Source organism: Hydrogenophaga sp. (assembly GCF_019264445.1).
GTDB lineage: Bacteria > Pseudomonadota > Gammaproteobacteria > Burkholderiales > Burkholderiaceae_C > Hydrogenophaga.
Map to the genome: position 1 here is coordinate 13,900 of NZ_JAHVAB010000043.1, position 23,337 is coordinate 37,236.

A 23,337-nucleotide genomic window follows, 5' to 3' on the forward strand; every position below is an offset into this window, starting at 1 on the left:
CCTGCACTCAGGCGCTGAGCATGCGGTAGAAGTTGCGCAGCATGCCGGCTGTGGCGCCCCAGATGAACCGCTCGCGATCCCCATCAAGGTAAGGCATGGAGTACCACTCGCGAACGACGCCCTCGAAGGCATGCGAATGGCGGCGGTGGTGCAGCGGGTTCATCAGGTAAGCCAGCGGTACCTCGAACACGTCATCCACCTCGTGCGGGTTGGGCACGAGCTCAAAGCCCGGCTGCACCAGGCCAACGACGGGCGTGACGATGAACGAAGTGCCGGTGACATAGATCGGCAAAGTGCCCAGCACCTCGACACGCTCGGGCGGCAGGCCGATTTCTTCGTGCGCCTCCCGCAGCGCGGCGGCTGTGGCGTCGGCGTCATCAGGATCGAGCTTGCCCCCAGGCAAGGCGATCTGGCCCGAGTGGGTGGAGAGATGCGCGGTGCGCTGGGTCAGTATGAGCGTGAGCTCCTCTCGCATCACCAGCGGGATCAACACGGCGGCCTGCGCAGGCGCCCTGTCGGCAAATTTCTTTTCGCGGTGCAGCTCGGGCGTCCAGGCGGGGGGGTTGGCAAACAAGGCGCGCAAGCCGTCCGCAGTAAGGCGTTGCGCCTGCGCGGGCAGCAACAGCGCGTCTGCTTCATCCGCCACGATCGGCGCCAGTCTCGGATCAAAAGCGGGGAGAACTTGGGTCATGGGCACGCCAGAATAGGACAGACGAAAAAAAGCCGCTCCGTGGAGCGGCTTTTCTGGAAGCGGGTGTCAGGCGGAAAGCCTCACGCGCCCAGCTTTTCCTTGATGCGCGCCGACTTGCCGCTGCGCTCACGCAGGTAGTACAGCTTGGCGCGGCGCACAGCACCACGGCGCTTGACTTCGATCTTCGCGATCAGCGGGCTGTACAGCGGGAACGTGCGCTCGACGCCTTCACCGTTGGAGATCTTGCGCACGATGAAGCTGGAGTTCAGGCCACGGTTGCGACGGGCCACCACCACGCCTTCGTAGGCCTGCACGCGCTTGCGGGTGCCTTCGATCACGTTGACGCTGACGATCACGGTGTCGCCGGGGGCGAACGGGGGAATGACTTTGCCAAGGCGAGCAATTTCTTCTTGCTCAAGGGTCTGGATGAGGTTCATGGTTTCCTGTTTGTCGGTCATGACCGCGCTGCACTAAAGGCCGCGAATCCGGCGGGGGCCCTGTCCAGACCTTTGCAGGTTTGCGGGCTGGCCCGGTCGCGGCGGCCGGTCAGAGGATCGAAAAGCCTCGGATTATAGCAAGCCTTGCGAGCGCAGGAAAGAAAGGTCTGCCGCAGCGAGCAGCCCCTGCTCACGGGCTCGGGCGAGCAGATCGGGTCGGTGGGCGGCGGTGATGCGCAAACTCTGCTCGCGCCGGTACCTGGCAATGCGCTCATGGTGCCCGCCCGTGAGGACATCGGGCACGGGCAACGGACCGTTCGGCCCTTGCCACACCTCGGGGCGCGTGTGATGCGGGCTGTCCAGCAGGCCGTCAAGCGCCGGATTGAAGCTGTCCTGCTGGTGGCTGCCTTCGTCGGTGAGCACACCGGGTTGCAGGCGCGCCACCGCGTCAAGCAAGGCCATGGCGGCGATTTCTCCGCCCGAGAGCACAAAGTCGCCCAGGCTGATCTGCAGATCCACGCAGGTGTCAATGAACCGCTGGTCAATGCCCTCGTAGCGGCCACACACCAGTACCGCACCCGCACTGCCAGACCACCGCTCCACACTGGTGTGGTTCAGCGGCTGTCCGATGGGGGAAAACAGGACGACGGGCGCACGGGCATCCGGCTCGTCGTTGCGGGCGGCGCGCACCGCCTGCAGGCATTGCCACAGCGGCTCGACCATCATGACCATGCCGGGGCCGCCACCAAAAGGACGATCGTCCACACGGCGGTAGTTGCCCTCTGCAAAATCGCGCGGATTCCACAGATGCACCGCCACCTGGCCCGACTCGAAAGCGCGGCGATTGATACCGTGCTGAAGGAACGGTGCAAAGAGCTCGGGAAACAGGGTGATGACGTCGAAGCGCATGGCGGTATTGTGAGCTTCTGCCATCCGCGCGAAGGCGCCCCACCAGGAGGTCAGTAGTCGGGCTGCCAGTCGGCGGTGATGATGCGGCGGGCCTTGTCCACGTCATCGATATACGCGGCCACGAACGGAATCATGCGCTCAGCGGTTTGCTCGACACCCTCAACCGTCTCTGTGTACTCCAGCACCAGGACGGAGGTCGGCCCGGTGGGCATGAGGTCGCGCACCACGCCCAGGTCAATGCCTTCGCGGTTGACCACCGAAAGGCCGATCAGGTCAATCCAGTAGAACTCGCCCTCCGGCGTGGCCGGAAAGGCACTGCGCGGCAGCAGGATGCGAACGCCCTTGAGCGCTTCAGCTGCGTTGCGATCGTCCAGGCCTTGAAGCTGGGCCACCAAACCATCGGCGTGGGCCTTGACCTCGAGCACCGTCACGCGGACAACACCTGAAAACGCCGAAAAGCCGCGCGCGAAGCGGGCTTCGGGCGGCTGCAGGAACCAGGAGGAGGACGCGACCAGCGCCGAGGTGTCGGCGCTGTGGGGCAGGATGCGCACCCAGCCCTTGATGCCCCACGCGTCCTGAATGCGGCCCAGCTCGACAGCGTCGTCGGGCAGGGGTGACGCCGTGAAGGCGCCGGACGCGGGGCTGCTCACCGGGAAGACGGTGAGATCAGGCCGCTGCCTTGGCGGCGTTTTGCTTCACCAGACGCGCCACCGTGTCCGAAGGCGTGGCGCCGACGCTGGTCCAGTAGGTCAGGCGGTCCAGGGCGATGCGAAGGGGCTCTTCACCACCGCGGGCCAGCGGGTTGTAGAAACCGATGCGCTCGATGAAACGGCCATCGCGGCGGTTGCGCTTGTCGGCAACCACGATGTTGTAGAAAGGACGGGCTTTTGCGCCGCCGCGGGAGAGTCGAATGACGACCATGATTTATCCTTCGGGTGGAGAGGTACCAACATCGGTACTTCACTGGATCTTGCGACCCGCTATTTGCAGCGCTTGAGACACACGACTGACCACCCGGCCAGCGAAACGCCACGAAACCCGCGATTATAGCCCGTGCGCCGGTTTTGCCATTTCCCTCCTGCCCCGAGCCTCCCATGCCCCTGATCCGCCCCAGCCGCGACGAAGACCTCGACGCCATCACCCGCATTTACGGCCACCACGTGCTGCACGGCACCGGCACCTTTGAAACCACCCCACCCAGCCTGGCCGACATGACCAGCCGCCGAGCCGATGTGCTGGCCAAAGGCCTGCCCTGGCTGGTGGCCGAAGACAACGGACAGGTGCTGGGCTTCGCGTACGGCAACTGGTTCAAGCCGCGCCCGGCGTACCGCTTTTCTGTTGAAGACTCGATCTACATGGACCCCTCCGCACACCGCAAGGGCCTGGGCCGCGCCCTGCTGGCGGAGCTGCTCGCGGTGCTGGAGCGCACGGGCACACGCAAAGTCATGGCCGTGATTGGCGACTCGGCCAACGCCGGCTCGATTGGCGTGCACAAGGCGCTGGGCTTTGAGCCGGTGGGTGTGGTGCAGTCGTGCGGCTGGAAATTTGACCGCTGGCTGGACATCGTGCTGATGCAAAAGACCCTGGGTGCGGGCGACAGCACGCCGCCGCAAGGGAGCGTCTGACATGGCGCGCAAGAACAAGACGCTGGCGGTCTGTCTGGCGCTGCTGGGGGGTGCGCTCGGCCTGCACCGCTTTTACCTGCGCGGCCTGGGCGACTGGGTGGGCTGGCTGCACCCCATTCCGGCGGCGTTGGGTTTGTGGGGTGTGGACCGCGTGCTGCTCTACGGACAGGACGACAAACTCTCCTGGGTGCTGATCCCGCTGCTGGGTGCCACCATCGCCGCCAGTTGCCTCATGGCGATCGTCTACGCACTCACCGACCGCGAAAAATGGAACCGCCAGTTCAACCCGGACCTGGCAGCCGAAGCCGCCTCGGGGGGCACCAACTGGCTGACGATCGGTGCGCTCGTGGCCGCCTTGCTGGTCGGCACGATTGCGCTCATGGGCAGCCTGGCCTTCGGTTTCCAGCGCTACTTCGAGTACCAGGTCGAGGAAGCACGCAAGATCAGCCAGTGAGCCCCAGGGCTCAGTGAATCCATGACATGAGGGTCATGGTCGCGCTCAGCGTGACCAGGGCCAGCAAGGTCGACAGGCCCATGCTCGCGGTGGTCACTTCCTGTGCGACCTCATAGCGCTGGGCAAACAGGAACACGTTGGCGCCAATGGGCAGGGCCGCCGCGACCACCATCACGGTCAGCGGCAGGCCGGTGATGCCCATCGCCCATGCGCTCAGGCCCACCAGCACCGGCAGCACCAGGTTCTTGGAGACGCTGATCCACAGCGCCTGCCGCAGATGGCCGGCCATCGGCGTGCGCGCCAGCGTCACACCCACGAGCACCAGCGCGATCGGGCCGAATGCACTGCCCAGCAACTGCAGCGGCTTGTCCACCACGGTGGGCAGCGTCCACCCGGTTTGTGCGAACAGCAGACCACTCAGGATGGGCAGCGGAATCGGGTGGATGAGCGCACCTTTGAAGGCCGACCACGCCGTGGACAGCACATGCGGCACCCGCTGGCCGCCCGCACGCGCCTCACGGGCCACGGCGAGTTCAAGGACGATGGAGCCCAGCGTCAGGAGGATCAGCGCATGCACCGACACCAGTGTGAGCAAGGTCACCTGCCCTTCCTTGCCGTAGGCGAGCTCCACCAGCGTGATGCCGATCATCACCATGTTGGAGAAGGTCCCGGCCAGCGCCATCACCACGCTGCCGCAGTTGAACCCGCGCCAGGCGATCGACGCCGCCAGCAAGGACAACGCGGCCAGAAAGTAGGCGCCGAGCGGGCGCAGGTCCAGCGTCTCGAAATGCACCGAACTCATGGTGCGAAACAGCAGCGCCGGGATCAGCAGCAGGAAGACGAGGTTGGAAAGGTCCTTGATCGCGGCATCGCGGATCCACTCCAGCCGACCGGCCAGGTAGCCCAGACCGATCAGGATGAAGACAGGGGTGAGGGAGGCGACGACGGGGTTGGCTGCAATGTTCACCCGGCGATGGTAGCCGCCGCGGGAAGACCTACTCGACGCCTACCGCGCTCGTGATCCGGTAATACAGGCCGTACGGATCGTTCTGCAACACATGGAACGTGCCCTCGACCACGACCGCTTCCAGCTTGTACTTCACCGGTTTGGCGGTGCGCACCTCCACCATGCTTTCGGGCCCGCCCGGGGTACAGAAGCTGCACGTCATCGGCACCGACGCCAGCAGGAAATGGCGCTGGCTCTCCCCCGGCTCCAGCGGCATCATGAAACCCTGCAGGCGCACTTTTTTCTGGTTCAGCCCGGCCACCGGCGCCGGGTACACCGGCACGATGCGCTTGTTGTCCACCTTGGTGGTGATGTCGGTGAGCAATGACCAGGCCACCACGTCCTCGCGCTTGGGCAGCGGAGCAAAGGGACTCAGGGGGCTGTGCACACCCGCACCCTGACCGCTTGGCACACCGGGGTGTGGCGGCGCCGAAGCGCCCGCAGGCACGGGCGAACTCAGGGTGGGCTGCGACCACGCCGGGCACGCCACCGATACGGCCACCAGAGCGCCCAGAGCCACCCGGACGGTGCATGCGCCGCGACGGGCCACGAATGTGAAGAGCTGGGGTGGGGTCATGGTGTGTGGAGTCAATGGGCGTGGCGCATGCCGCAGTATTTGCCCAAGGCCAGACCCTTGCAGGCCACCGAGAGTTCCTGCATGCAGACTTTCTCGCCCTTGCCGGCTTCAAGACATTTGGCCGCGCCTTCGTGTGCGGCGGCCATGGCGCGGTGGCGCGCGGCGTCTTCCTTGATTTCCTTGTCGGAATGCTGGGCGAGCGCGGCGGTGGACAGCAGCGCGGCGGTCAGGAGAAGGACGAGTGGTTTTTTCATGGCATTTACCTTGAGTTGAGAAGTTGAGTGACGTCGATGCGGTAAGCGTTGATGGCCGGCAGGAGCGCCGCCACCACCGCCACCCCGAAGGCCAGCACGGGCACCCAGGCTTCCCCGGGCACCCACTGCCAGCCGGCAATGGCCAGCGAATGGCGGGCGATCAAAAAGTCACCGGCCACTGCCGTGAGGGCGTGCGCCGCCAGCAGGCCCAGCACGCAGGCCAGCGCGGCCAGCCAGAGTGCCTCGCACAGCAGCAGCGCGGCCACGCGCGCGGGCGGCGCGCCCAGCATGCGCAACATGGCAAGGTCTGCGCGCCGTTCGCGCACCGCACTCCACAGCGCGATGAACACCGACAGCCCGGCCACCACCACGAGCACAGCGGCGAGCGCGCGCAGCACCTGCGTGCCGACACCCACCATGTTCAGCAGCCGGGTGATTTCCACCGCAGGCGCGGCCGCCTGCATCGAGGTGCCCTGGTTGACAAAGCGCGGGAAACTCACGGCCGCCAGCGGCGAGCGGTAGCGGATGAGGGCCAGCGTGATTTCGCGGTCTTCGGCCAGCGCTTCTTCGAGCTCGGCGCGTTCGTCCTCGCTCATGCTGGCGCCCGCGTGCATGTCGTCGTGCACGCGCCAGACGGATTCGGTGGCGGTCAACACCAAGCGGTCGAGCACGCAGCCGCAAGGTGCCAGCACACCAGTGACGCTGTAGGGCGTGTCGCCGTGCACCGCCCCACCCGCGCCCAGACCATGCGCGCCCTCAAACCGTTGGCCCACTTGCAGCCCCGTGCGCTGCGCCACCTGCGCCCCGAGCACCGCCTCCAGCGGCGCCTGCCACAGCACACCCTGCGCGAGCGTCGCGCCGTAGTGCGCCGGGTACGCGTGCGTGGTGCCAACGATGCGAAAGCCGCCCAGGTTGTCGCCCAGGCTCAGGGGAATCAGTTGCGCGACCTGCGGGGTTTTTTCAAGCTCGCGCACCTCGGACAGCGGAATGTTCCCGGGCGGCACATCGAGGTGGAACACACCGGCCAGGATCAGCTGCATCGGGCTGCCCTTGGCCCCCACCACCGCGTCGATGCCGGCCAGGTCTCGCTCGAAGGCGCGGTCGACCTGGTCGCGCGCGATCAGCAAAAACGCCATCGACGCCAGGCCCAACGCGAGCAACAGCAGGTTGAGCGCGGTGGTCAAGGGGCGCGACCACAGGTAGCGCCAGGACAGCGAGAACACGTTCATGCCGCCGACCTCGCCGACAAGGCTTCAAACACCAGCGCCTGCGCGTGCGGCAGCGCCTGGCACACGCGCGCATCGTGTGTGGCCATCACCAGCGTGGCTTCGAGCGTGTCGGCGGTCTGGCGCAACAGCGCCAGCGCATTCGCGCAGGTGTCGTCATCAAGGCTGGCCGTGGGCTCGTCCGCCAGGATCACTTTCGGGCGCAGCAGCACGGCACGCGCCAGCGCCGCGCGCTGGGCCTGCCCGCCCGACAGCTGCGATGGGCGGCGCCGGGCCAGCTCCTTGAGACCCAGGGTATCGAGCGTGCGCGCCAGCGCGGCCTGGTCCACCGGAAGGCCGGCTGCGTAGAAAGCCAGCGCGAGGTTGTCGGCCACCGTCAGCGCTTCGCTCAAGTGCAGCCGCTGTGGCAAAAAACCGATGTGCCGCGCCCGCCAGGCGTCGCGCGCGGCGCCGCCCAGGGCGCCCACCGACTGCCCCGCCACCACGATCTCACCCGCCGAAGGCGTGAGCAGCCCGGCGGCCAGCGCCAGCCAGGTCGACTTGCCGCTGCCCGAGGGGCCGCGCAGCAGCAGCGTGCCGCCCTGGGCCACGTCCACGTCGGGAAGCGAGAACGGATCGCTGCCCGGGTAGGCACAGCGCAGGCCACGCGACTCGATCACGAAGCCGCCTCGACACAGCCCGCGCAGGTGCCATGCACCGATACGTCCACCCGCGCACCCTGGTGGCCCAGGCGGGCCAGCGAGCTGAACAGGTCTTGCGCCATCGCCCGCGTGGGCTCGCTCGCGTCGGTCAGGCGGAACTGCCGGTGACAGGCATCGCACTCGAAGCGCGGCAGCGCGCCCTCGTCTTCACCGCTCGCTTCCCGGGGTGCCAGGTTGAAGCGCCAGGTGCGCGCCTGGTCGTCGGTATGGCGTTGCAGCACGCCGCAAGCGGCCAGGCGATCGAGCAGCCGGTAGAGGGTGACGCGGTTGATGTCCAGCCCGCGCGCCGTCAGCGCCTGGAGCGCCTGGGCATGCGTGAGCCCGCCCGGAGGCTGCGCCAGGAAGAGGCCCAACACGGCGCGCGTGGCCAGGGTGCGGCGCAAGCCGGCGGCTTCCAGGCGCGTCTGGATGTGGGGCGGCACAGTGGCGGTTTCTCGGGGAGCTCGGGTGACCATGGGCATGCCTCTGCATTATTGCAACTTGGTTGCGTTAATATGCGGCTATCGCAATTGAGTTGCAATATCTTAGTCCCAACGTGTTTTCACCCGATAGCCGCCCGCCCTCTGCACGCCCCATCGTCCTTCGAGACTTGACCCTAGGGTACGAACGGCACCCCGCCGTGCACCACCTGTCGCTGGTCGTGGCGGCGGGCTCGCTCGTGGCGGTGGTCGGCCCCAACGGCGCCGGCAAGTCCACCTTGATCAAAGCCCTGGCGGGCCGGCTCGACCCCATTGGCGGCTGGATCGAGGGGCTCGATCCGCACCGCGTGGCCTGGCTCGCGCAGCACGCGGGCATTGACCGCAGCTTCCCGATCTCGGTGCGCGACTTCGTGATGCTCGGCCTGTGGCACCAGGTGCGCGCGCTCGGGCGCCACACCGCCGCACACCGGCAGGCCTGCCACAGCGCACTGGCCGAGGTGGGGCTGCTGGGTTTTGAGCGGCGCGGCATCGACTCGCTGTCAGGAGGCCAGTGGCAGCGCGCCCTGTTCGCCCGGCTGATCCTGCAAGACGCCCCCGTGGTGCTGCTCGACGAACCTTTCGCCGCCGTCGACCAGCGCACCACCAACGATTTGCTGGCCTTGCTGCACCGCTGGGTGGCCGGGGGCAAAACGGTGGTGGCCGTGTTGCACGATCTGGCCCAGGTGCGCGCGCACTTTCCGCAGACGCTGCTGCTGGCCCGCGAGCCCATCGCCTGGGGCGCCACCGCCGACGTGCTCACGCCGGCCAACTGGCAGCGCGCCCTGCACATGCAGGAGCCCTTTGACGACGGTGCAGAGGTGTGTCACGCAGCCCCCAGGCTGCACGCGCACGGAGCCACCGCATGAGCGCGCCCTGGGCCGACCTGTGGCTCACCCCCTTTCTGGAATTCGGCTTCATGCAGCGCGCGCTGCTGGGCGGCGTGGCGCTGTCGCTCAGCGCGGCGCCGGTGGGCGTGTTCCTCATGCTGCGGCGCATGAGCCTCATGGGCGACGCCATGGCCCATGCGATCCTGCCCGGCGCGGCCATCGGCTACCTCGCGGCCGGCCTGTCGCTGAGCGCCATGACCATAGGTGGCATTGCGGCAGGTCTTGCGGTGGCCGTGGGCTCCGGCTGGGTCGCCCGGCACACCGTGATGCGCGAAGACACCAGCCTCGCCGCGTTCTACCTGCTCTCGCTCGCGCTGGGCGTGTTGATCGTCTCCACCCGGGGCAACAGCGTGGACCTGCTGCACGTGCTCTTTGGCACCGTGCTGGCGCTGGACAACGACGCGCTGGTGCTGCTGAGTGGCATCACGCTGACCACGCTGGTCTCGCTTGCGGTGCTGTACCGCCCGCTGGTGCTCGAATGCCTGGACCCGGGCTTTCTGCGCGGCCAGAGCCGCTGGAGCGCCGCCGCCCACTACGGTTTCATGGCCTTGCTCGTCATCAACCTCGTGGCCGGCTTCCATGCGCTGGGCACCTTGATGGCGGTGGGCGTGATGGTGTTGCCCGCCGCCACGGCGCGCTTCTGGGTGCGCCGCATCGGGCCGCTGCTGGCCCTCGCCAGCGCACTGGCGCTGGTGGCGAGCGCCACCGGCCTGCTGGTGTCGTACCACGCCGACTGGCCCACCAGCCCCGTGATCGTGCTCTGCCTGGGCGCGCTGTACCTCGTCTCGATGCTGCTGGCGCCGCACGGCCTGCTGCGCCAGCAGCGCTCCCGTTTCTCCCACCTCCAAGCCTGAGCAAAGGACCACTGCCATGCCAATCCCCCACATTCGTACCCCATTGCGCCGCCGCACGGCACTCTCGTTGTCCCTCGCCCTCGGCCTGGGTGGTCTCACGTCGCCCTTGCACGCACAGACCCCGGTGCAGGCGGTGGCCAGCTTCAGCGTCCTGGGCGACCTCGTCCGCCAGGTCGGCGGCGAGCGCGTGAAGGTCGACGTGCTGGTGGGTCCGGGCAGCGACGCACACGTGTTCCAGCCTTCACCGGCACAGGCTCGCCTGGTGGGCCAGGCGCAAGTGGTGTTCTCCAACGGCCTGGGTTTTGAGGGCTGGATGGCCCGCCTGCTCAAGACCGCGGGCTACAAGGGCCAGCAGGTGGTGGTGAGCAAAGGCATCCAGCCGCTCAAGGCACCCGAAGACGATGACCACGACCACAAGAAAGGGCATGCGCACGGCGCGCACGACCACGGCGACACCGACCCCCATGCCTGGCAAAGCGTGGGCAACGCGAAGGTGTTCGTGAAGAACATCGCGCAAGGCCTGTGCCGTGCTGACCCCGCCGGCTGCGACCTCTACGACCGCAACGCGGTCAGCTACACGGCGCAGCTCAACGCGCTCGATACCGAGATTCGCGCAGCATGGGCGTCCATTCCCGCCGCGCAACGCAAGGTGATCACCTCGCACGACGCGTTTGGCTACTACGCGCGCGACCACGCGGTGCGCTTTCTGGCCCCGCAAGGCGTGAGCACCGAAAGCGAGGCCTCGGCCCAGGGCGTGGCCCGGCTGGTGCGGCAAATCCGCAAAGACCAGATCCGGGCGCTGTTTGTGGAAAACATTTCCGACCCCCGCCTGATCGAGCAGATCGGGCGCGAAACCGGCGTGAAACCGGCGGGCGCCCTGTACTCCGACTCCCTGTCTGCACCGGGTGGCCCGGCCGCCACCTACGTCGACATGATGCGTTTCAACACGCTCGCGCTCACCCGGGCCGTGCGCGGCCAGTAACGGCGGCAAGGCCTGTGTGCCACGGGGGCCGTGGCTATACTGCGGGCCCCTCGCCACCCGGAACACGCCGTGCCCCTGACCCACCTGTTGCTGGCCCTGTCGGTCGTGTTCGTCTGGGGCACCAATTTCGTGGTGATCCGCTGGGGGCTGGATGGCCTGCCACCGTTTCTTTTTGCCGCGCTGCGCTTCGCGTTCTCAGCGCTGCCCTGGCTGCTGTTGGTGCCCCGCCCCACCGCGCCCTGGCGCAAGATCGCCGCCTTCGGTGTGCTGCTGGGCGTGGGGCAATTCGGCCTGCTGTTTCTGGCCATGCGCAGCAGCATTTCGCCGGGCCTGGCCTCGCTGGTGGTGCAGCTGCAGGTGTTCTTCACCATCGGGTTGTCGTTGTGGCTCATGGGCGAGCGCGTGCGTGGCTTCCAGGTGGTGGGCCTGCTGCTGGCGCTGGCGGGCCTGGGCGTGATCGCCACGCACCTGGACGCCACCGTCACGCTGCTGGGCATGGCAATGGTGTTGAGCGCCGCCTTTTTCTGGTCGCTGGCCAACCTGGTGGTCAAGTCGCTCGGGCCGGTGAACATGCTGCACTTCATGGTGTGGAGCAGCGTGTTCGCGGTGCCGCCGCTGCTGGCGCTGTCCTGGCTGATCGAGGGCCCGCACGCCATGGCCAGCGGCTTGCAAAACGCCAGTGGCCTGGTGTGGGCGAGCGTGCTCTGGCAGGCCGTGGGCAACACGCTGTTTGGCTATGGCGTCTGGAACTGGCTGCTGGCGCGCCACCCGGCCGCCACCGTCACGCCACTGGCGCTGCTGATCCCGGTGTTTGGCATGGGCGCCTCGGCGCTCTCGCTGGGCGAATCGCTGCCGCAGTGGAAGCTGGGGGCAGCCTCGCTGGTGCTGCTGGGGCTGGCGGTCATCGTCTGCTGGCCGCTGTGGCAATCCCGGCGGCGCCAGCCGATGCCCTGACAGTTTCGCGGGGTATTTCCGCTGAGGTGAATCCAGTGCGGGGTCGCGCCGCGTATCTCCTTGCAGCCACGTTCCGGCTTCAACCCTCAAGGAGACTTCATGTTCAAGCAGACCCTCAGCAAGACCGTTCTGGCCCTGGCCATCGGCACCGCCTCCCTTGGCGCTTTCGCGCAAGTCATGGTGGGCGGCGCGCCGATGCTCGCCAGCAAGGACATCATCGACAACGCCGTCAACTCCAAGGACCACACCACGCTGGTCGCCGCCGTCAAGGCCGCGGGCCTGGTCGACACGCTCAAGGGCCCGGGCCCGTTCACGGTGTTCGCACCGACCAACGCCGCGTTTGCTGCGCTGCCTGCCGGCACGGTGGACACCCTGCTCAAGCCTGAGAACAAGGGCATGCTCACCGGCATCCTGACCTACCACGTGGTTCCCGGCAAGCTGGATGCCGCCGCCATCACCAAGCTGATTGCCGACGGCAAGGGCATGGCCTCGATGAAGACCGCCGCCGGCGGCACGCTGGTGGCCAAGGCGGCTGGCGGCAAGGTCACCGTGACGGATGAAAAAGGCGGCGTGGCCACGGTCTCCATCGCCGACGTGTACCAGTCCAACGGCGTGATCCACGTCATCGACAAGGTGATGTTGCCGAAGTAACCGGCGCTTCAAAGCCAACGGGCGGACACCCTCTTCGGGTGCCCGCCCGTTTTTTTATGCGCGTTACTTGGCCAGCCGCGCGAAGGTCTTGCGGAACTTCGCCACCTTGGGCGCAGCCACCGCCATGCAGTAGCCCTGGTGCGGGTTGCGCTCGAAGAAGTCCTGGTGGTAGGCCTCGGCGGGCCAGTAGTTGTCCAGCGCCTTCAGCTCGGTGACCACCGGTTTGCCAAAGGCGTTGTCTTTCGTGAGCTCATCGATCAACGCCTGCGCCACCTGCTGCTGCTCGGGCGTGGTGAAGTAGATGCCGCTGCGGTACTGCGTGCCCACGTCGTTGCCCTGGCGGTTCAGCGTGGTTGCATCGTGCACCACGAAGAAGATTTCCAGGATCTCGCGCGTGCTGATCAATGCCGGGTCGTATTCCAGCCGCACCACCTCGTTGTGCCCGGTGGTGCCGGTGCACACCTGCTCATAGGTGGGCTGTTTCACCTGGCCGTTGCTGTAGCCCGACTCCACGTCGGTCACGCCCTGCACTTCCTTGTAAACCGACTCGGTGCACCAGAAGCAGCCACCGCCCAGCACCAGCACTTGTTTGTCGCTCATCGTTTTCTCCTTGATTGTTGCCTGCGTTGGTCGCTCCACGCGCAGAAATCTTTCAACAGCGCATCACTCTACCGGCTGCGCGAACCCGCGCACCGCGTCGAGAAAAGCCCCCAGCGCGGCCTGGTCTCTGTCGGTCTTCCAGAGGCAGTGGGTGTCGTAAGGCGGGGTCTGCACCGCCAGCGGCACAAACACGGCACCGGGCAAGCCGGCCTGCTGCAGCGCCGCCGGCACGAGCGCCACGCCGAGGCCTTGCGCCACCATCGACACCACGCTGAGCCAGTGGCGCAGCTCGTAGCGAATCTCCGGCGAAAACCCGGCGTCGGCACACAGCCCGAGGATGCGCTCGTGGTAGTCGGGCGAGACCGCGCGCGAGACCATGGCAAACGGCTCCCCCTGCAGCTTGGCCACCGGCAGCCGCTGGCGCCGCGCCAGCGTGTGGCCAGCGGGCAGGCAGGCCACGAAGGGCTGGCTGGACACCAGAATCTGCGAAAACCCGGCCGGCACACGCGTGGTGTGCACAAAGCCCAGGTCCAGCCGCTCGTGCATGAGGTCAATGAGCTGGTCGCTCGAACTCATCTCGCGCAGCACCAGCCGCAAACGCGGATGCTGCGCTGCAAATCCCTTCAGAACCTGCGGCAAGCCCCGGTACAGCACGGTGCCCGCAAAGCCGATCTGCAAACTGCCCACCAGGCCCTGCGCCACCTCGCGTGCCTCGCGCGCGGCGTGGCCCGCCTGATCGAGCAGCGCGCGCGCCGCCGGCACGAACGCCTGCCCCGCCGCCGTGAGCTGCACGCCCCGGCTGTTGCGCGTGAACAGCTGCGCGCCCACCGACGCTTCGAGCTGCTGGATGTTGAGCGAGAGCGGCGGCTGCGTGATGGCCAGGCGCTGGGCCGCCCGGCCAAAATGCAGCTCCTCGGCCAGCACGAGGAAATAGCGCAGGTGGCGGAATTCCATGAATCTGAAATTTATATGGGTGAATACACCAACGATATTAGACAGGTATTCATGCGCCACGGACAATCGCGCATCGCCACCCCGAACCCCGGAGACAACACCATGAGCACCGCCAAAGCCCGCTTCAGCTGGGAAGACCCCTTCCACCTCGACGCCCAACTCACCGACGACGAGCGCCAGGTGCGCGACGCCGCCCACAGCTACTGCCAGGAAAAACTGCTCCCGCGCGTGACCGAGGCCTTCCGCCACGAGAAGACCGACGTGGGCATCTTCCGCGAGATGGGCGAACTCGGCCTGCTCGGCCCGACCATCCCCGAAGCCTACGGCGGCAGCGGCCTGAACTACGTGTGCTACGGCCTCGTGGCGCGCGAAGTGGAGCGCGTGGACTCCGGCTACCGCTCGATGATGAGCGTGCAGAGCTCGCTGGTGATGGTGCCCATCAACGAATTCGGCAGCGAAGCGCAAAAGCAGAAGTACCTGCCCAAGCTCGCCACCGGCGAGTGGATCGGCTGCTTTGGCCTGACCGAACCCAACCACGGCTCCGACCCCGGCAGCATGGTCACGCGCGCCAAGAAGGTGGCTGGCGGCTACAGCTTGTCTGGCGCCAAGATGTGGATCACCAATAGCCCGATCGCCGACGTGTTCGTGGTCTGGGCGAAGGACGACGAAGGCGCGATCCGTGGCTTCATCCTGGAAAAAGGCATGAAAGGCCTGAGTGCCCCGGCCATTCACAGCAAGGTGGGGCTGCGCGCATCCATCACGGGCGAGATCGTCATGGACGGCGTGTTCTGCCCCGAAGAAAACGCCTTCCCCGAGGTGCGCGGCCTCAAGGGCCCGTTCACCTGCCTCAACAGCGCGCGCTACGGCATTGCCTGGGGCGCGCTGGGCGCGGCCGAAGACTGCTACTTCCGCGCCCGCCAGTACGTCATGGACCGCCAGCAGTTTGGCCGCCCGCTCGCGGCCAACCAACTGATCCAGAAAAAGCTGGCCGACATGCTCACCGAGATCAGCCTGGGCCTGCAAGGCTGCCTGCGCCTGGGCCGCATGAAGGACGAAGGCACCGCCGCGGTGGAAATCACCTCCATCCTCAAGCGCAACAGCTGCGGCAAGGCGCTGGACGTGGCCCGCCTGGCGCGCGACATGATGGGCGGCAACGGCATCAGCGACGAGTTCGGCGTGGCGCGCCACCTGGTGAACCTGGAGGTGGTGAACACCTACGAGGGCACGCACGACGTGCACGCGCTGATCCTGGGCCGGGCGATCACGGGGATTGCCGCGTTCAACTGAGCGAAAGGGTCGGGCACACGGGCTGGGGACGTGTGCCGGGCAGCGGGGGTGGGTTACATTACTAACCCACCGGTCATTAACCGTTTCCCCATGCCTGCCTCCCGCCCTCTGGCCCCTCCAGATTCCGACGCCGAGCCGCGCCAGCGCCGCGCGCGGCGCAAGGAAGCGCGCCCCGGCGAGCTGCTGGACGCCGCCCTGCAGCTCTTCGTCGAGAAGGGCTTTGCCGCCACGCGGGTGGAAGAAGTCGCCGCCCGCGCAGGCGTCTCCAAAGGCACGCTCTTCCTGTACTTCCCGAGCAAGGAAGAACTCTTCAAGGCCGTCGTGCGCGAAAACATCGCCGGCCGCTTTCCGGAGTGGAACGAGGAGCTGGCGCAGTTCAGCGGCGACAGCGCCGAGCTGGTGCGCTACTGCCTGCACACCTGGTGGGAGCGCGTGGGCATGACGCCGGCCTCCGGCATCACCAAGCTGGTGATGAGCGAGGCCGGCATGTTCCCCGAGATCGCGGCCTTCTACCAGCAGGAAGTGATCGAACCCGGCCACGACCTGATCCGCCGCATCCTGCAGCGCGGCATGGACCGGGGTGAGTTCCGCCCCCTGTCGCTCGAATACGCGGTCTACAGCCTGATCGCACCCATGATCTTTCTGCTGATGTGGAAACACTCGATGGCGCCCTGCTGCCCCGCCACCGAAGTGATCGATCCCATCGGCTTCATCGACAACCAGGTCGACCTGCTGCTGCGCGGCATGCTCGTGCCCGGCCCCACCGCCTGAACCGCCATGAACGCCACACGCTCGCGCTCCACCTGGATCAAATGGCTGCTGCTGGTTCTGCTGGTGATCGCGCTCGGCCTGGGCCTGCTGCGCGCATTGGACAAGCGCAAGACCCGCGCCGAGACGGCGCGCACCGCAGCGGAGGCGCTCAAGACCACGCCGGTGTACGCGCTGTCGCCCCGCGACGTGGTCACCGCACAAGCCATCGACCTCACGCAGACCGTGGGCATTTCGGGTTCGGTCGAGGCACTGCAGACGGCGGCCATCAAGGCGCGCACGGCGGGTGAAATTCAGGGACTGTCCAAGCGCGAAGGCGACACGGTAAAGGCCGGTGAAGTGGTCGCCCGCATCGACAGCACCGAGGCCGACGCCCGCGTGCGCCAGGCCGCGCGCCAGGCGGAATCCGCGGCTTCGCAGGTGGCGATTGCGCGGCGCACGCTGGACAACAACCAGGCGCTGGTGCGCCAGGGCTTCATATCGGCCACCGCGCTCGAAACGTCCACCGCCAATCTCGCCGGCGCCGAAGCCACCCACCAGGCGGCACTGGCCGCGCTGGACATCGCCCGCAAGGCGCTGGCCGACACCACCCTGCGCTCGCCCCTGAGCGGCCAGATCGCCGCACGGCTGGTGCAGAACGGTGAGCGCGTGGGCGTGGACACGCGCGTGTTCGACGTGGTCGACCTCTCCAGCTTCGAGATGGAAGCGGCGGTCGCGCCGGGCGATGCGGTGCCGGTGAAAGTGGGCCAGTCGGCGCGCCTGCGCGTGGAAGGCCTCAGCGAGCCGGTGCAGGCCACGGTCTCGCGCATCAACCCCAGCGTGCAGCCGGGCAGCCGCAGCGTGCTGGTGTACCTGCGCGTGCCAGCCACGGCGGGTATGCGCCAGGGCCTGTTTGCGCAGGGGCAGATCGTCACGGGGCAGGTCAACGCGGTGGCGGTGCCCGCGTCGTCGGTGCGCAACGACAAGCCGCAGCCCTACGTGCAGGTGCTGCGCGACGGCAAGGTGGCACACGTCACGCTCGAAGGCGGCGCCACCGGTCTGCAAGGCAACGAGCCGATGCGCGAAGTCAAGGGACTGCCCGCGGGCACGCTGGTGCTGAGCGCGCAGGTCGGCGCGATCCGCGACGGCACCGCCGTGCGCCAGGCATCGAACTGACGGCTCAGCGGCAACAACACCATGTGGTTCACCCAGGTCTCGCTGCGCAACCCGGTCTTCGCCACCATGGTGATGGTCGCCTTCGTGGTGCTGGGGCTGTTTTCCTTCCAGCGCCTGCAGGTCGACCAGTTCCCCAACATCGACTTCCCCGTGGTGGTGGTCCAGGTGGCGTATCCGGGCGCTTCGCCCGAAATCGTCGAGTCCGAGGTCACGAAGAAGGTGGAGGAAGCGGTCAATGCGATCGCGGGTGTGAACACGCTCACCTCGCGCAGCTTCGAAGGCCAGGCCATCGTCATCATTGAATTCCAGCTCACGGTGGACGGGCGCAAGGCGGCCGAAGACGTGCGCGAGAAGATCGCCATCCTGCGCCCCGTGTTCCGCGACGAAGTGGAAGAGCCGCGCGTCCTGCGCTTTGACCCGGCCAGCCGCTCGATCTGGTCGGTGGCGGTGATTCCGCAAGCGGTGGATGGCAAGACACCGAGCGCGGTGGAGCTCACGACCTGGGCCGAGCAGGTGTTCAAGAAACGGCTGGAGAACGTGCGCGGCGTGGGCTCGGTGACGCTGGTGGGCGCCACGCGCCGCGCCGTGAACATCGACCTCGATCCCTCGGCGATGGAAGCGCTGGGCGTGACCACCGAGCAGATCAACGCCGCCGTGCGCAACGAAAACCAGGACCTGCCGGTGGGCACGCTCAAGACGGGCGAAGCCGAGCGCGTGGTGCAGGTGCTTTCGCGGCTGCAGAACCCGAAAGATTTCGAAAACATCATCGTGGCGCGGCGCGGTGGCCAGGCGGTGCGGCTGGGCCAGGTGGCGCGCGTGAGCGACGGCACGCAGGAAGTGGAGAGCCTGGCGCTCTACAACGGGCAGCGCACGCTGCTGCTGCAGGTGCAGAAGGCGCAGGACGAAAACACCATCGCGGTGACCGATGGCCTGAAGGCCGCCGTGGCCGCATTGGGCGCCGAGCTGCCGCCGGGCATGCGGCTGGAGCAGATTGCCGACGGGTCGCGCCCGATCCGCGTCTCGGTCGAGAACGTGCGCCGCACGCTCATAGAAGGTGCGGTGCTCACCGTGCTCATCGTCTTCCTGTTCCTGAATTCGTGGCGCTCCACCGTGATCACGGGCCTCACGCTGCCCATTGCACTCATCGGCACCTTCTTCTTCATGAACCTCTTCGGGTTCACCATCAACATGATCACGTTGATGGCGCTCACGCTGTCGGTGGGCCTGCTGATCGACGATGCCATCGTGGTGCGGGAGAACATCGTTCGGCACGTGCAGATGGGCAAGACGCCGTTCAACGCCGCCATGGACGGCACACAGGAGATCGGCCTGGCGGTGCTGGCCACCACCTTGTCCATCGTGGCGGTGTTCCTGCCCATCGGCTTCATGGGCGGCATCATCGGCAAGTTCTTTCACGAGTTCGGCATCACCATGGTGGCGGCGGTGCTCATCTCGATGTTCGTGAGCTTCACGCTCGACCCGATGCTGTCGTCGGTATGGCACGACCCCGAAATCGAGAAGCACGGCAGGTCCACTGGACCCCGAACGCTCTACGACCGCACCATTGGCCGCGTCACTGGCTGGTTTGACCGCGTGCAGGACGACCTGAGCGACACCTACCAGGGCACGCTGCGCTGGTCGCTCAAGCACAAGCTCGCCACGCTCGGCCTGGCGCTGGCCACTTTCGTGGGCAGCCTGTTCGTGGTGCCGCTGCTGGGCACGGAATTCGTGCCGGTGGCCGACTTCTCGGAAACCTCGCTGAGCTTTCACACGCCGGTGGGTTCGTCGCTCAATGCGACCGAGGCAAAAACGCGCGAGGTCGAAGGCATCTTGCGCAGCTTCCCCGAGGTGAAGTACACGCTGTCCACCATCAACACCGGCAACGCCCAGGGCACGATGTACGCCAGCATTTATGTGCGCCTGGTGGACCGCAAGGAGCGCACGCTGAGCGCCTCGGACATGTCGGCGCGGCTGCGCGAGCGGCTGCGCAGCGTGCCCGGCATCACCGTGACGCACGTGGGCCTGCTCGATGCCGTGGGCGGCAACAAGCAGGTGGAGTTCTCGCTGCAGGGCGATGACCTCGCCGAGCTCGAACGCCTGTCGCAAATCGTGACGGAGCGCATCCGCCCCATCGTCGGGCTGGTGGACCTGGATGCGAGCGTCAAGCCCAACAAGCCCACGGTGGACGTGAAGATGAAACGCGACCTGGCCTCCGACGCCGGCGTGAGCGTGGCCGCGGTGGGCGCCAGCCTGCGCACGCTGGTGGCCGGCACCACGGTGGGCAACTGGCGCGCGGCCGACGGCCAGAGCTACGACGTCAACGTGCGCCTGGCACCCAGCGGCCGCGAGCGCGCCAGCGACCTGGAGCAACTGCCTTTTGTGGTGGGCACCCAGGCCGACGGCACGGCGCGCGTGGTGCGCCTGGGCCAGGTGGCCGACGTGGTGGACGCCACCGGCCCCAACCAGATCAACCGCCGCAACCTCAACCGCGAGGTGTCGATCAACGCCAACGTGTACGGCCGCTCGCCGGGCGAGGTGTCGGGCGAGATCCGGCAGGTGCTCGACACCATCGCCTTCCCGCCGGGTTACCGCTACGAGTTCGGCGGCTCCACCAAAAACATGCAGGAGTCGTTTGGCTACGCGCTGTCGGCGCTGGCGCTGGCGATCATCTTCATTTACATGATCCTGGCCAGCCAGTTCCAGAGCTTCCTGCAGCCGCTGGCGCTCATGACCTCGCTGCCGCTCACCCTCATTGGCGTGGTGCTCACGCTGCTCATGTTCGGCTCGAGCATGAGCATGTTCTCGGTCATCGGCATCGTGCTGCTGATGGGCCTGGTGACCAAAAACGCGATTCTGCTGGTGGACTTCGCCATCCGCGCCCGCGAAGGCCGCGCCGGCGGCCCGCCGCTGGACCGCGAGAGCGCCCTGCTGCTGGCGGCCAAGGTGCGGCTGCGACCCATCCTCATGACCACGCTGGCCATGGTCTTCGGCATGGTGCCGCTGGCGTTTGCCCTCACCGAAGGCTCCGAGCAGCGCGCGCCGATGGGCCAGGCCGTCATCGGCGGCGTCATCACCTCTTCGCTGCTCACGCTGGTGGTGGTGCCGGTGGTGTATTGCTACCTGGACGACCTCGCCGGCTGGTTCCGCCGCCGGCTGGGTCTGGCACCCTCACCCGCCGCCCCGGCAGGCCCCACTCCGTAAAATCTCGCGGTTCTCCGCCCCTTGCATCACCGTTCCACCGAGCCGACGCCATGACCACTGCCACCGCCCCCCAGACAACCGCCCTCACCGGCCTGAGCCAGGCCCGCTTCAACATGATCGAGCAGCAGATCCGCCCGTGGGAAGTGCTCGACGCCCGCGTGCTGGCCCTGCTGGAGCGCGTGCACCGCGAAGACTTCGTGCCCGCCGCGCACAAGGCGCTGGCCTTTGCCGACATGGAGCTGCCCCTGAGCCTGCCGATGGTCGAAGGCCAGGCCATGCTGGCGCCCAAGGTCGAGGCGCGGCTGGTGCAGGACCTGCAGCTCCAGGCCACCGACAAGGTGCTGGAAGTGGGCACCGGCAGCGGCCACATGGCCGCCCTGCTCGCCAGCCTGGCGCAGCGCGTGGTCACGATCGAAGTCGACGAAGCGCTGGCCCGCGTGGCGCGCAACAACCTGCAGAAAGCCGGCATCACCAACGCCGATGTGCGCCACGCCGATGCCGCCGCCAACGGCTTCGCCGCCTGCGCCACCGAAGGCCCGTTCGATGCCATCGTGCTCAGCGGCTCGGTGGCCGAGGTGCCGTCCGCGCTGCTGAGCCTGCTCGCACCCGGTGGGCGGCTGGCGGCCATCGTCGGCTTCGAGCCCATGATGCGCGCCACCATCGTCACCCGCACGGGCGACGCGGCCTTCCAGACCGCACAGCCCTGGGACACCGTGGCGCCGCGTCTGCTGAACTTCCCCGCGCCCTCCAGCTTCCGGTTCTGAGCAGGCAACACCCCATGAACTCCATCACCCCCGCCCAACTCCAGGACTGGCTGCAACAGGCCACCGACCCCGCCGCACCGCAGGCCCTGCCGGTGGTGCTGGACGTGCGCGAGCCGTGGGAGCTGCAGACGGCGTCGGTCAAACCCGACGGCTTCGAGCTGCGCGCCATGCCCATGCGCACCGTGCCCGCGCGCCTGCTCGAACTCGACCGCCACCAGCCCATTGCCTGCCTCTGCCACCACGGCGCGCGCAGCGCCCAGGTGGTGCAGTTTCTGGAGAGCCAGGGCTTCACCCACGTCGTGAACATCCACGGCGGCATCCACGCCTGGTCGCAGGAACGCGACCCCGGCGTGCCGATGTATTGAGATGAACACCCCCCTGCGCCGCTTTGCGGCTTCCCCCCTCTGTGGCGCGCCTTCGGCGCTTCGAGGGGGGACGGCATCTCGGGCCGGCGTAGCCGGACCCTGGATGCCCCTGGCGCGCTTGCCCTCTCGCATCTGCCCCTCCACCTCCTCGCACCGTCCCGCTCCAAGGAACACCGCATGAATGCCGCTTCGTCTGCTCGCAAATCGTCTGCCAACCGTCCCCGGTGTCTGCTGGCGGTGGTGCTGGCGCTGGGTTCGCTGGCCACCAGCGCGCAGGCGCAAAGCCTGGTGGAGCTGTACGAGGCGGCGCGTGGCTTTGACGCGACCTACCTCGCCGCGCGCTCGCAGTACGACGCCAGCCTGGCCCAGGCCGCGCAGGCGCGCGCGGGCCTGCTGCCCCAGGCGGGCCTGGCCGCAGCCGCCAGCTGGGCGCGGCGCGAGGTCAACAACGGCGGCTTCGGCGGCACCAACGACAGCCAGAGCACCACGCTCTCGGCCAGCCAGCCGCTGTACCGCCCGGTCAACAAGCTGACCAACGACCAGGCCACGCTCACCATGGACATTGCAAAGGCCCGCCTGACGCTGGCCGAGCAAGACCTCATCGTGCGCACCTCGCAGGCCTACTTTGACGTGCTGGCTGCGCAGGACACGCTCGCGTTCGTGCGCGCGCAAAAGACCGCCGTGGCCGAGCAGCTCGCTGCCGCCAAGCGCAACTTCGAGGTCGGCACCACCACCATCACCGACTCGCGCGAAGCGCAGGCGCAGTTCGACCTGGTGCTGGCGCGCGAGATCGCCGCCGAAAACGACCTGCGCGTCAAACAGCTGGCGCTGGACCAGCTGGTGGGTCGCTCCGCCGTGGCGCCCCGCCCCCTGGCCGCCCCCGTGGCCCTGCCCGAGCTGCTGCCCGCCGACCCACAGGCCTGGGTGGACCGCAACGTGGGCACGCACCCCACCATCCTGCAGGCCACGCGCAACCTGGAAATCGCGCAGCTCGAAACCAGCAAGGCCGAAGCCGGGCACAAGCCCACGCTCGACCTGGTCGGCCAGTACCAGGTGGCGCGCGGCCCGTCGACCACACTGCCCACCGCCGGCAACGTGCGCACCAACAGCGCCAGCGTGGGCGTGCAGTTCAACCTGCCGCTGTTCGCCGGCTTTGCCGTGCAGAACCGCATCAAGGAAACGCTGGCGCTGCAGGACAAAGCCCGCTCCGACCTCGAAGCCGCACGCCGCGGCGTCGACCTCTCCACCCGCAGCGCCTACCTGGGCGTGGTCTCTGGCCAGGGCCAGGTGCGTGCGCTGCAGGCGGCCGAGGCCTCCAGCCAGAGCGCGCTGGACGCCAACCGGCTGGGCTACCAGGTGGGTGTGCGCATCAACATCGACGTGCTCAACGCGCAAAGCCAGCTCTTCCAGACCAAGCGCGACCTCGCCCAGGCGCGCTACAACGTGCTGCTCAGCAGCCTGCGCCTGCGCCAGGCCAGCGGCGCCTTGCTGCCCGAAGATTTGCAGCCCATCGATGCCCTGCTGGTGAAGTGAGCTCCGCTACACTCGACCGGCAAGTCGGCACCAGGGCGGACGCA

Annotated in this window: 27 protein-coding genes; 14 read left to right on the forward strand and 13 right to left on the reverse strand. The window is 67.6% G+C overall.

Going from position 1 to position 23,337, the window contains the following annotated elements; all coding sequences use genetic code 11:
• Positions 1-7: 7 nt before the first annotated feature.
• The 5 genes from KXJ60_RS07065 to rpsP form a co-directional block, all read right to left on the reverse strand.
• Entirely contained in the window at positions 8-691 is a 684-nt protein-coding gene (locus tag KXJ60_RS07065; protein WP_291125660.1) for a CoA pyrophosphatase, read from the reverse strand.
• A gap of 80 nt (positions 692-771) precedes the next feature.
• Positions 772-1,128, reverse strand: a complete 357-nt coding sequence (gene rplS / locus KXJ60_RS07070) for a 50S ribosomal protein L19 (RefSeq protein ID WP_066268749.1) — start codon at positions 1,126-1,128, stop codon at positions 772-774.
• Positions 1,129-1,260: 132 nt separating this feature from the next.
• Positions 1,261-2,037 (reverse strand): tRNA (guanosine(37)-N1)-methyltransferase TrmD, encoded by a 777-nt coding sequence (trmD, locus tag KXJ60_RS07075; RefSeq protein ID WP_291125662.1) that lies wholly within the window; start codon positions 2,035-2,037, stop codon positions 1,261-1,263.
• A 50-nt stretch (positions 2,038-2,087) separates the two neighbouring features.
• Positions 2,088-2,687, reverse strand: a complete 600-nt coding sequence (rimM, locus tag KXJ60_RS07080; protein WP_291125665.1) for a ribosome maturation factor RimM — start codon at positions 2,685-2,687, stop codon at positions 2,088-2,090.
• 16 nt (positions 2,688-2,703) lie between these two features.
• Positions 2,704-2,958: a 30S ribosomal protein S16 gene (gene rpsP, locus KXJ60_RS07085; RefSeq protein ID WP_291125668.1), complete on the reverse strand. Its 255-nt coding sequence runs from the start codon at positions 2,956-2,958 to the stop codon at positions 2,704-2,706.
• Positions 2,959-3,131: 173 nt separating this feature from the next.
• On the opposite strand from rpsP, the gene KXJ60_RS07090 reads away from it, so the two are divergent.
• Positions 3,132-3,662: a GNAT family N-acetyltransferase gene (locus KXJ60_RS07090; protein WP_291125671.1), complete on the forward strand. Its 531-nt coding sequence runs from the start codon at positions 3,132-3,134 to the stop codon at positions 3,660-3,662.
• Between the two features lies 1 nt (position 3,663).
• The gene (locus tag KXJ60_RS07095) at positions 3,664-4,116 is read left to right on the forward strand and encodes a hypothetical protein (protein ID WP_291125675.1); all 453 of its coding nucleotides are present in this window, start codon (positions 3,664-3,666) and stop codon (positions 4,114-4,116) included.
• A 10-nt stretch (positions 4,117-4,126) separates the two neighbouring features.
• Here the strand turns inward: KXJ60_RS07095 and KXJ60_RS07100 are convergent, their stop codons facing one another.
• From KXJ60_RS07100 to KXJ60_RS07125, 6 genes are read right to left on the reverse strand one after another with little or no spacing between them, the layout of a single operon-like run.
• A complete protein-coding gene (locus tag KXJ60_RS07100; RefSeq protein WP_291125678.1) occupies positions 4,127-5,083 on the reverse strand; it encodes an AEC family transporter in 957 nt (318 codons plus the stop codon).
• A 28-nt stretch (positions 5,084-5,111) separates the two neighbouring features.
• Positions 5,112-5,699 carry a DUF3299 domain-containing protein gene (locus KXJ60_RS07105; RefSeq protein WP_291125680.1) on the reverse strand — a complete coding sequence of 196 codons (588 nt, stop codon included), beginning with the start codon at positions 5,697-5,699 and terminating at the stop codon, positions 5,112-5,114.
• An 11-nt stretch (positions 5,700-5,710) separates the two neighbouring features.
• Entirely contained in the window at positions 5,711-5,953 is a 243-nt protein-coding gene (locus tag KXJ60_RS07110) for a hypothetical protein (protein ID WP_291125681.1), read from the reverse strand.
• 5 nt (positions 5,954-5,958) lie between these two features.
• Complete coding sequence (locus KXJ60_RS07115) at positions 5,959-7,182, reverse strand: ABC transporter permease (protein WP_291125684.1); 1,224 nt, start codon at positions 7,180-7,182, stop codon at positions 5,959-5,961.
• Positions 7,179-7,838, reverse strand: coding sequence for an ATP-binding cassette domain-containing protein (locus KXJ60_RS07120; RefSeq protein ID WP_291125686.1), 660 nt, complete (start codon positions 7,836-7,838; stop codon positions 7,179-7,181). The genes KXJ60_RS07115 and KXJ60_RS07120 overlap by 4 nt, the downstream gene beginning before the upstream one ends.
• Positions 7,835-8,341 (reverse strand): Fur family transcriptional regulator, encoded by a 507-nt coding sequence (locus KXJ60_RS07125; protein ID WP_291125689.1) that lies wholly within the window; start codon positions 8,339-8,341, stop codon positions 7,835-7,837. The genes KXJ60_RS07120 and KXJ60_RS07125 overlap by 4 nt, the downstream gene beginning before the upstream one ends.
• A gap of 128 nt (positions 8,342-8,469) precedes the next feature.
• On the opposite strand from KXJ60_RS07125, the gene KXJ60_RS07130 reads away from it, so the two are divergent.
• The 5 genes from KXJ60_RS07130 to KXJ60_RS07150 all read left to right on the forward strand — a co-directional run bounded on the left by KXJ60_RS07130 (position 8,470) and on the right by KXJ60_RS07150 (position 12,666).
• Positions 8,470-9,204, forward strand: coding sequence for an ABC transporter ATP-binding protein (locus KXJ60_RS07130; RefSeq protein WP_291125692.1), 735 nt, complete (start codon positions 8,470-8,472; stop codon positions 9,202-9,204).
• Positions 9,201-10,079 carry a metal ABC transporter permease gene (locus KXJ60_RS07135; protein ID WP_291125694.1) on the forward strand — a complete coding sequence of 293 codons (879 nt, stop codon included), beginning with the start codon at positions 9,201-9,203 and terminating at the stop codon, positions 10,077-10,079. Before KXJ60_RS07130 ends, KXJ60_RS07135 begins: the two co-directional genes overlap by 4 nt.
• A gap of 16 nt (positions 10,080-10,095) precedes the next feature.
• Positions 10,096-11,061 carry a metal ABC transporter substrate-binding protein gene (locus KXJ60_RS07140; RefSeq protein WP_291125697.1) on the forward strand — a complete coding sequence of 322 codons (966 nt, stop codon included), beginning with the start codon at positions 10,096-10,098 and terminating at the stop codon, positions 11,059-11,061.
• 69 nt (positions 11,062-11,130) lie between these two features.
• The gene (locus tag KXJ60_RS07145; RefSeq protein WP_291125700.1) at positions 11,131-12,015 is read left to right on the forward strand and encodes an EamA family transporter; all 885 of its coding nucleotides are present in this window, start codon (positions 11,131-11,133) and stop codon (positions 12,013-12,015) included.
• A gap of 99 nt (positions 12,016-12,114) precedes the next feature.
• The gene (locus tag KXJ60_RS07150; protein WP_291125702.1) at positions 12,115-12,666 is read left to right on the forward strand and encodes a fasciclin domain-containing protein; all 552 of its coding nucleotides are present in this window, start codon (positions 12,115-12,117) and stop codon (positions 12,664-12,666) included.
• A 63-nt stretch (positions 12,667-12,729) separates the two neighbouring features.
• Here the strand turns inward: KXJ60_RS07150 and msrA are convergent, their stop codons facing one another.
• Together msrA and KXJ60_RS07160 are read right to left on the reverse strand one after the other, a co-directional pair.
• Entirely contained in the window at positions 12,730-13,266 is a 537-nt protein-coding gene (msrA, locus tag KXJ60_RS07155; protein WP_291125704.1) for a peptide-methionine (S)-S-oxide reductase MsrA, read from the reverse strand.
• 63 nt (positions 13,267-13,329) lie between these two features.
• Entirely contained in the window at positions 13,330-14,220 is an 891-nt protein-coding gene (locus KXJ60_RS07160; protein ID WP_291125706.1) for a LysR family transcriptional regulator, read from the reverse strand.
• Between the two features lie 102 nt (positions 14,221-14,322).
• On the opposite strand from KXJ60_RS07160, the gene KXJ60_RS07165 reads away from it, so the two are divergent.
• The 7 genes from KXJ60_RS07165 (at position 14,323) to KXJ60_RS07195 (ending at position 23,293) form a co-directional block, all read left to right on the forward strand.
• Positions 14,323-15,507 (forward strand): acyl-CoA dehydrogenase, encoded by a 1,185-nt coding sequence (locus KXJ60_RS07165; RefSeq protein ID WP_291125708.1) that lies wholly within the window; start codon positions 14,323-14,325, stop codon positions 15,505-15,507.
• A gap of 90 nt (positions 15,508-15,597) precedes the next feature.
• Positions 15,598-16,278, forward strand: coding sequence for a TetR/AcrR family transcriptional regulator (locus tag KXJ60_RS07170; RefSeq protein ID WP_291125711.1), 681 nt, complete (start codon positions 15,598-15,600; stop codon positions 16,276-16,278).
• Between the two features lie 6 nt (positions 16,279-16,284).
• A complete protein-coding gene (locus tag KXJ60_RS07175) occupies positions 16,285-17,430 on the forward strand; it encodes an efflux RND transporter periplasmic adaptor subunit (RefSeq protein WP_291125714.1) in 1,146 nt (381 codons plus the stop codon).
• A 21-nt stretch (positions 17,431-17,451) separates the two neighbouring features.
• Positions 17,452-20,631, forward strand: a complete 3,180-nt coding sequence (locus KXJ60_RS07180; protein ID WP_291125717.1) for an efflux RND transporter permease subunit — start codon at positions 17,452-17,454, stop codon at positions 20,629-20,631.
• A 50-nt stretch (positions 20,632-20,681) separates the two neighbouring features.
• Positions 20,682-21,395: a protein-L-isoaspartate O-methyltransferase gene (locus KXJ60_RS07185; RefSeq protein WP_291125720.1), complete on the forward strand. Its 714-nt coding sequence runs from the start codon at positions 20,682-20,684 to the stop codon at positions 21,393-21,395.
• Between the two features lie 14 nt (positions 21,396-21,409).
• Positions 21,410-21,760, forward strand: coding sequence for a rhodanese-like domain-containing protein (locus KXJ60_RS07190; protein ID WP_291125723.1), 351 nt, complete (start codon positions 21,410-21,412; stop codon positions 21,758-21,760).
• Between the two features lie 177 nt (positions 21,761-21,937).
• Positions 21,938-23,293: a TolC family outer membrane protein gene (locus KXJ60_RS07195; protein ID WP_291125726.1), complete on the forward strand. Its 1,356-nt coding sequence runs from the start codon at positions 21,938-21,940 to the stop codon at positions 23,291-23,293.
• Positions 23,294-23,337 lie beyond the last annotated feature (44 nt).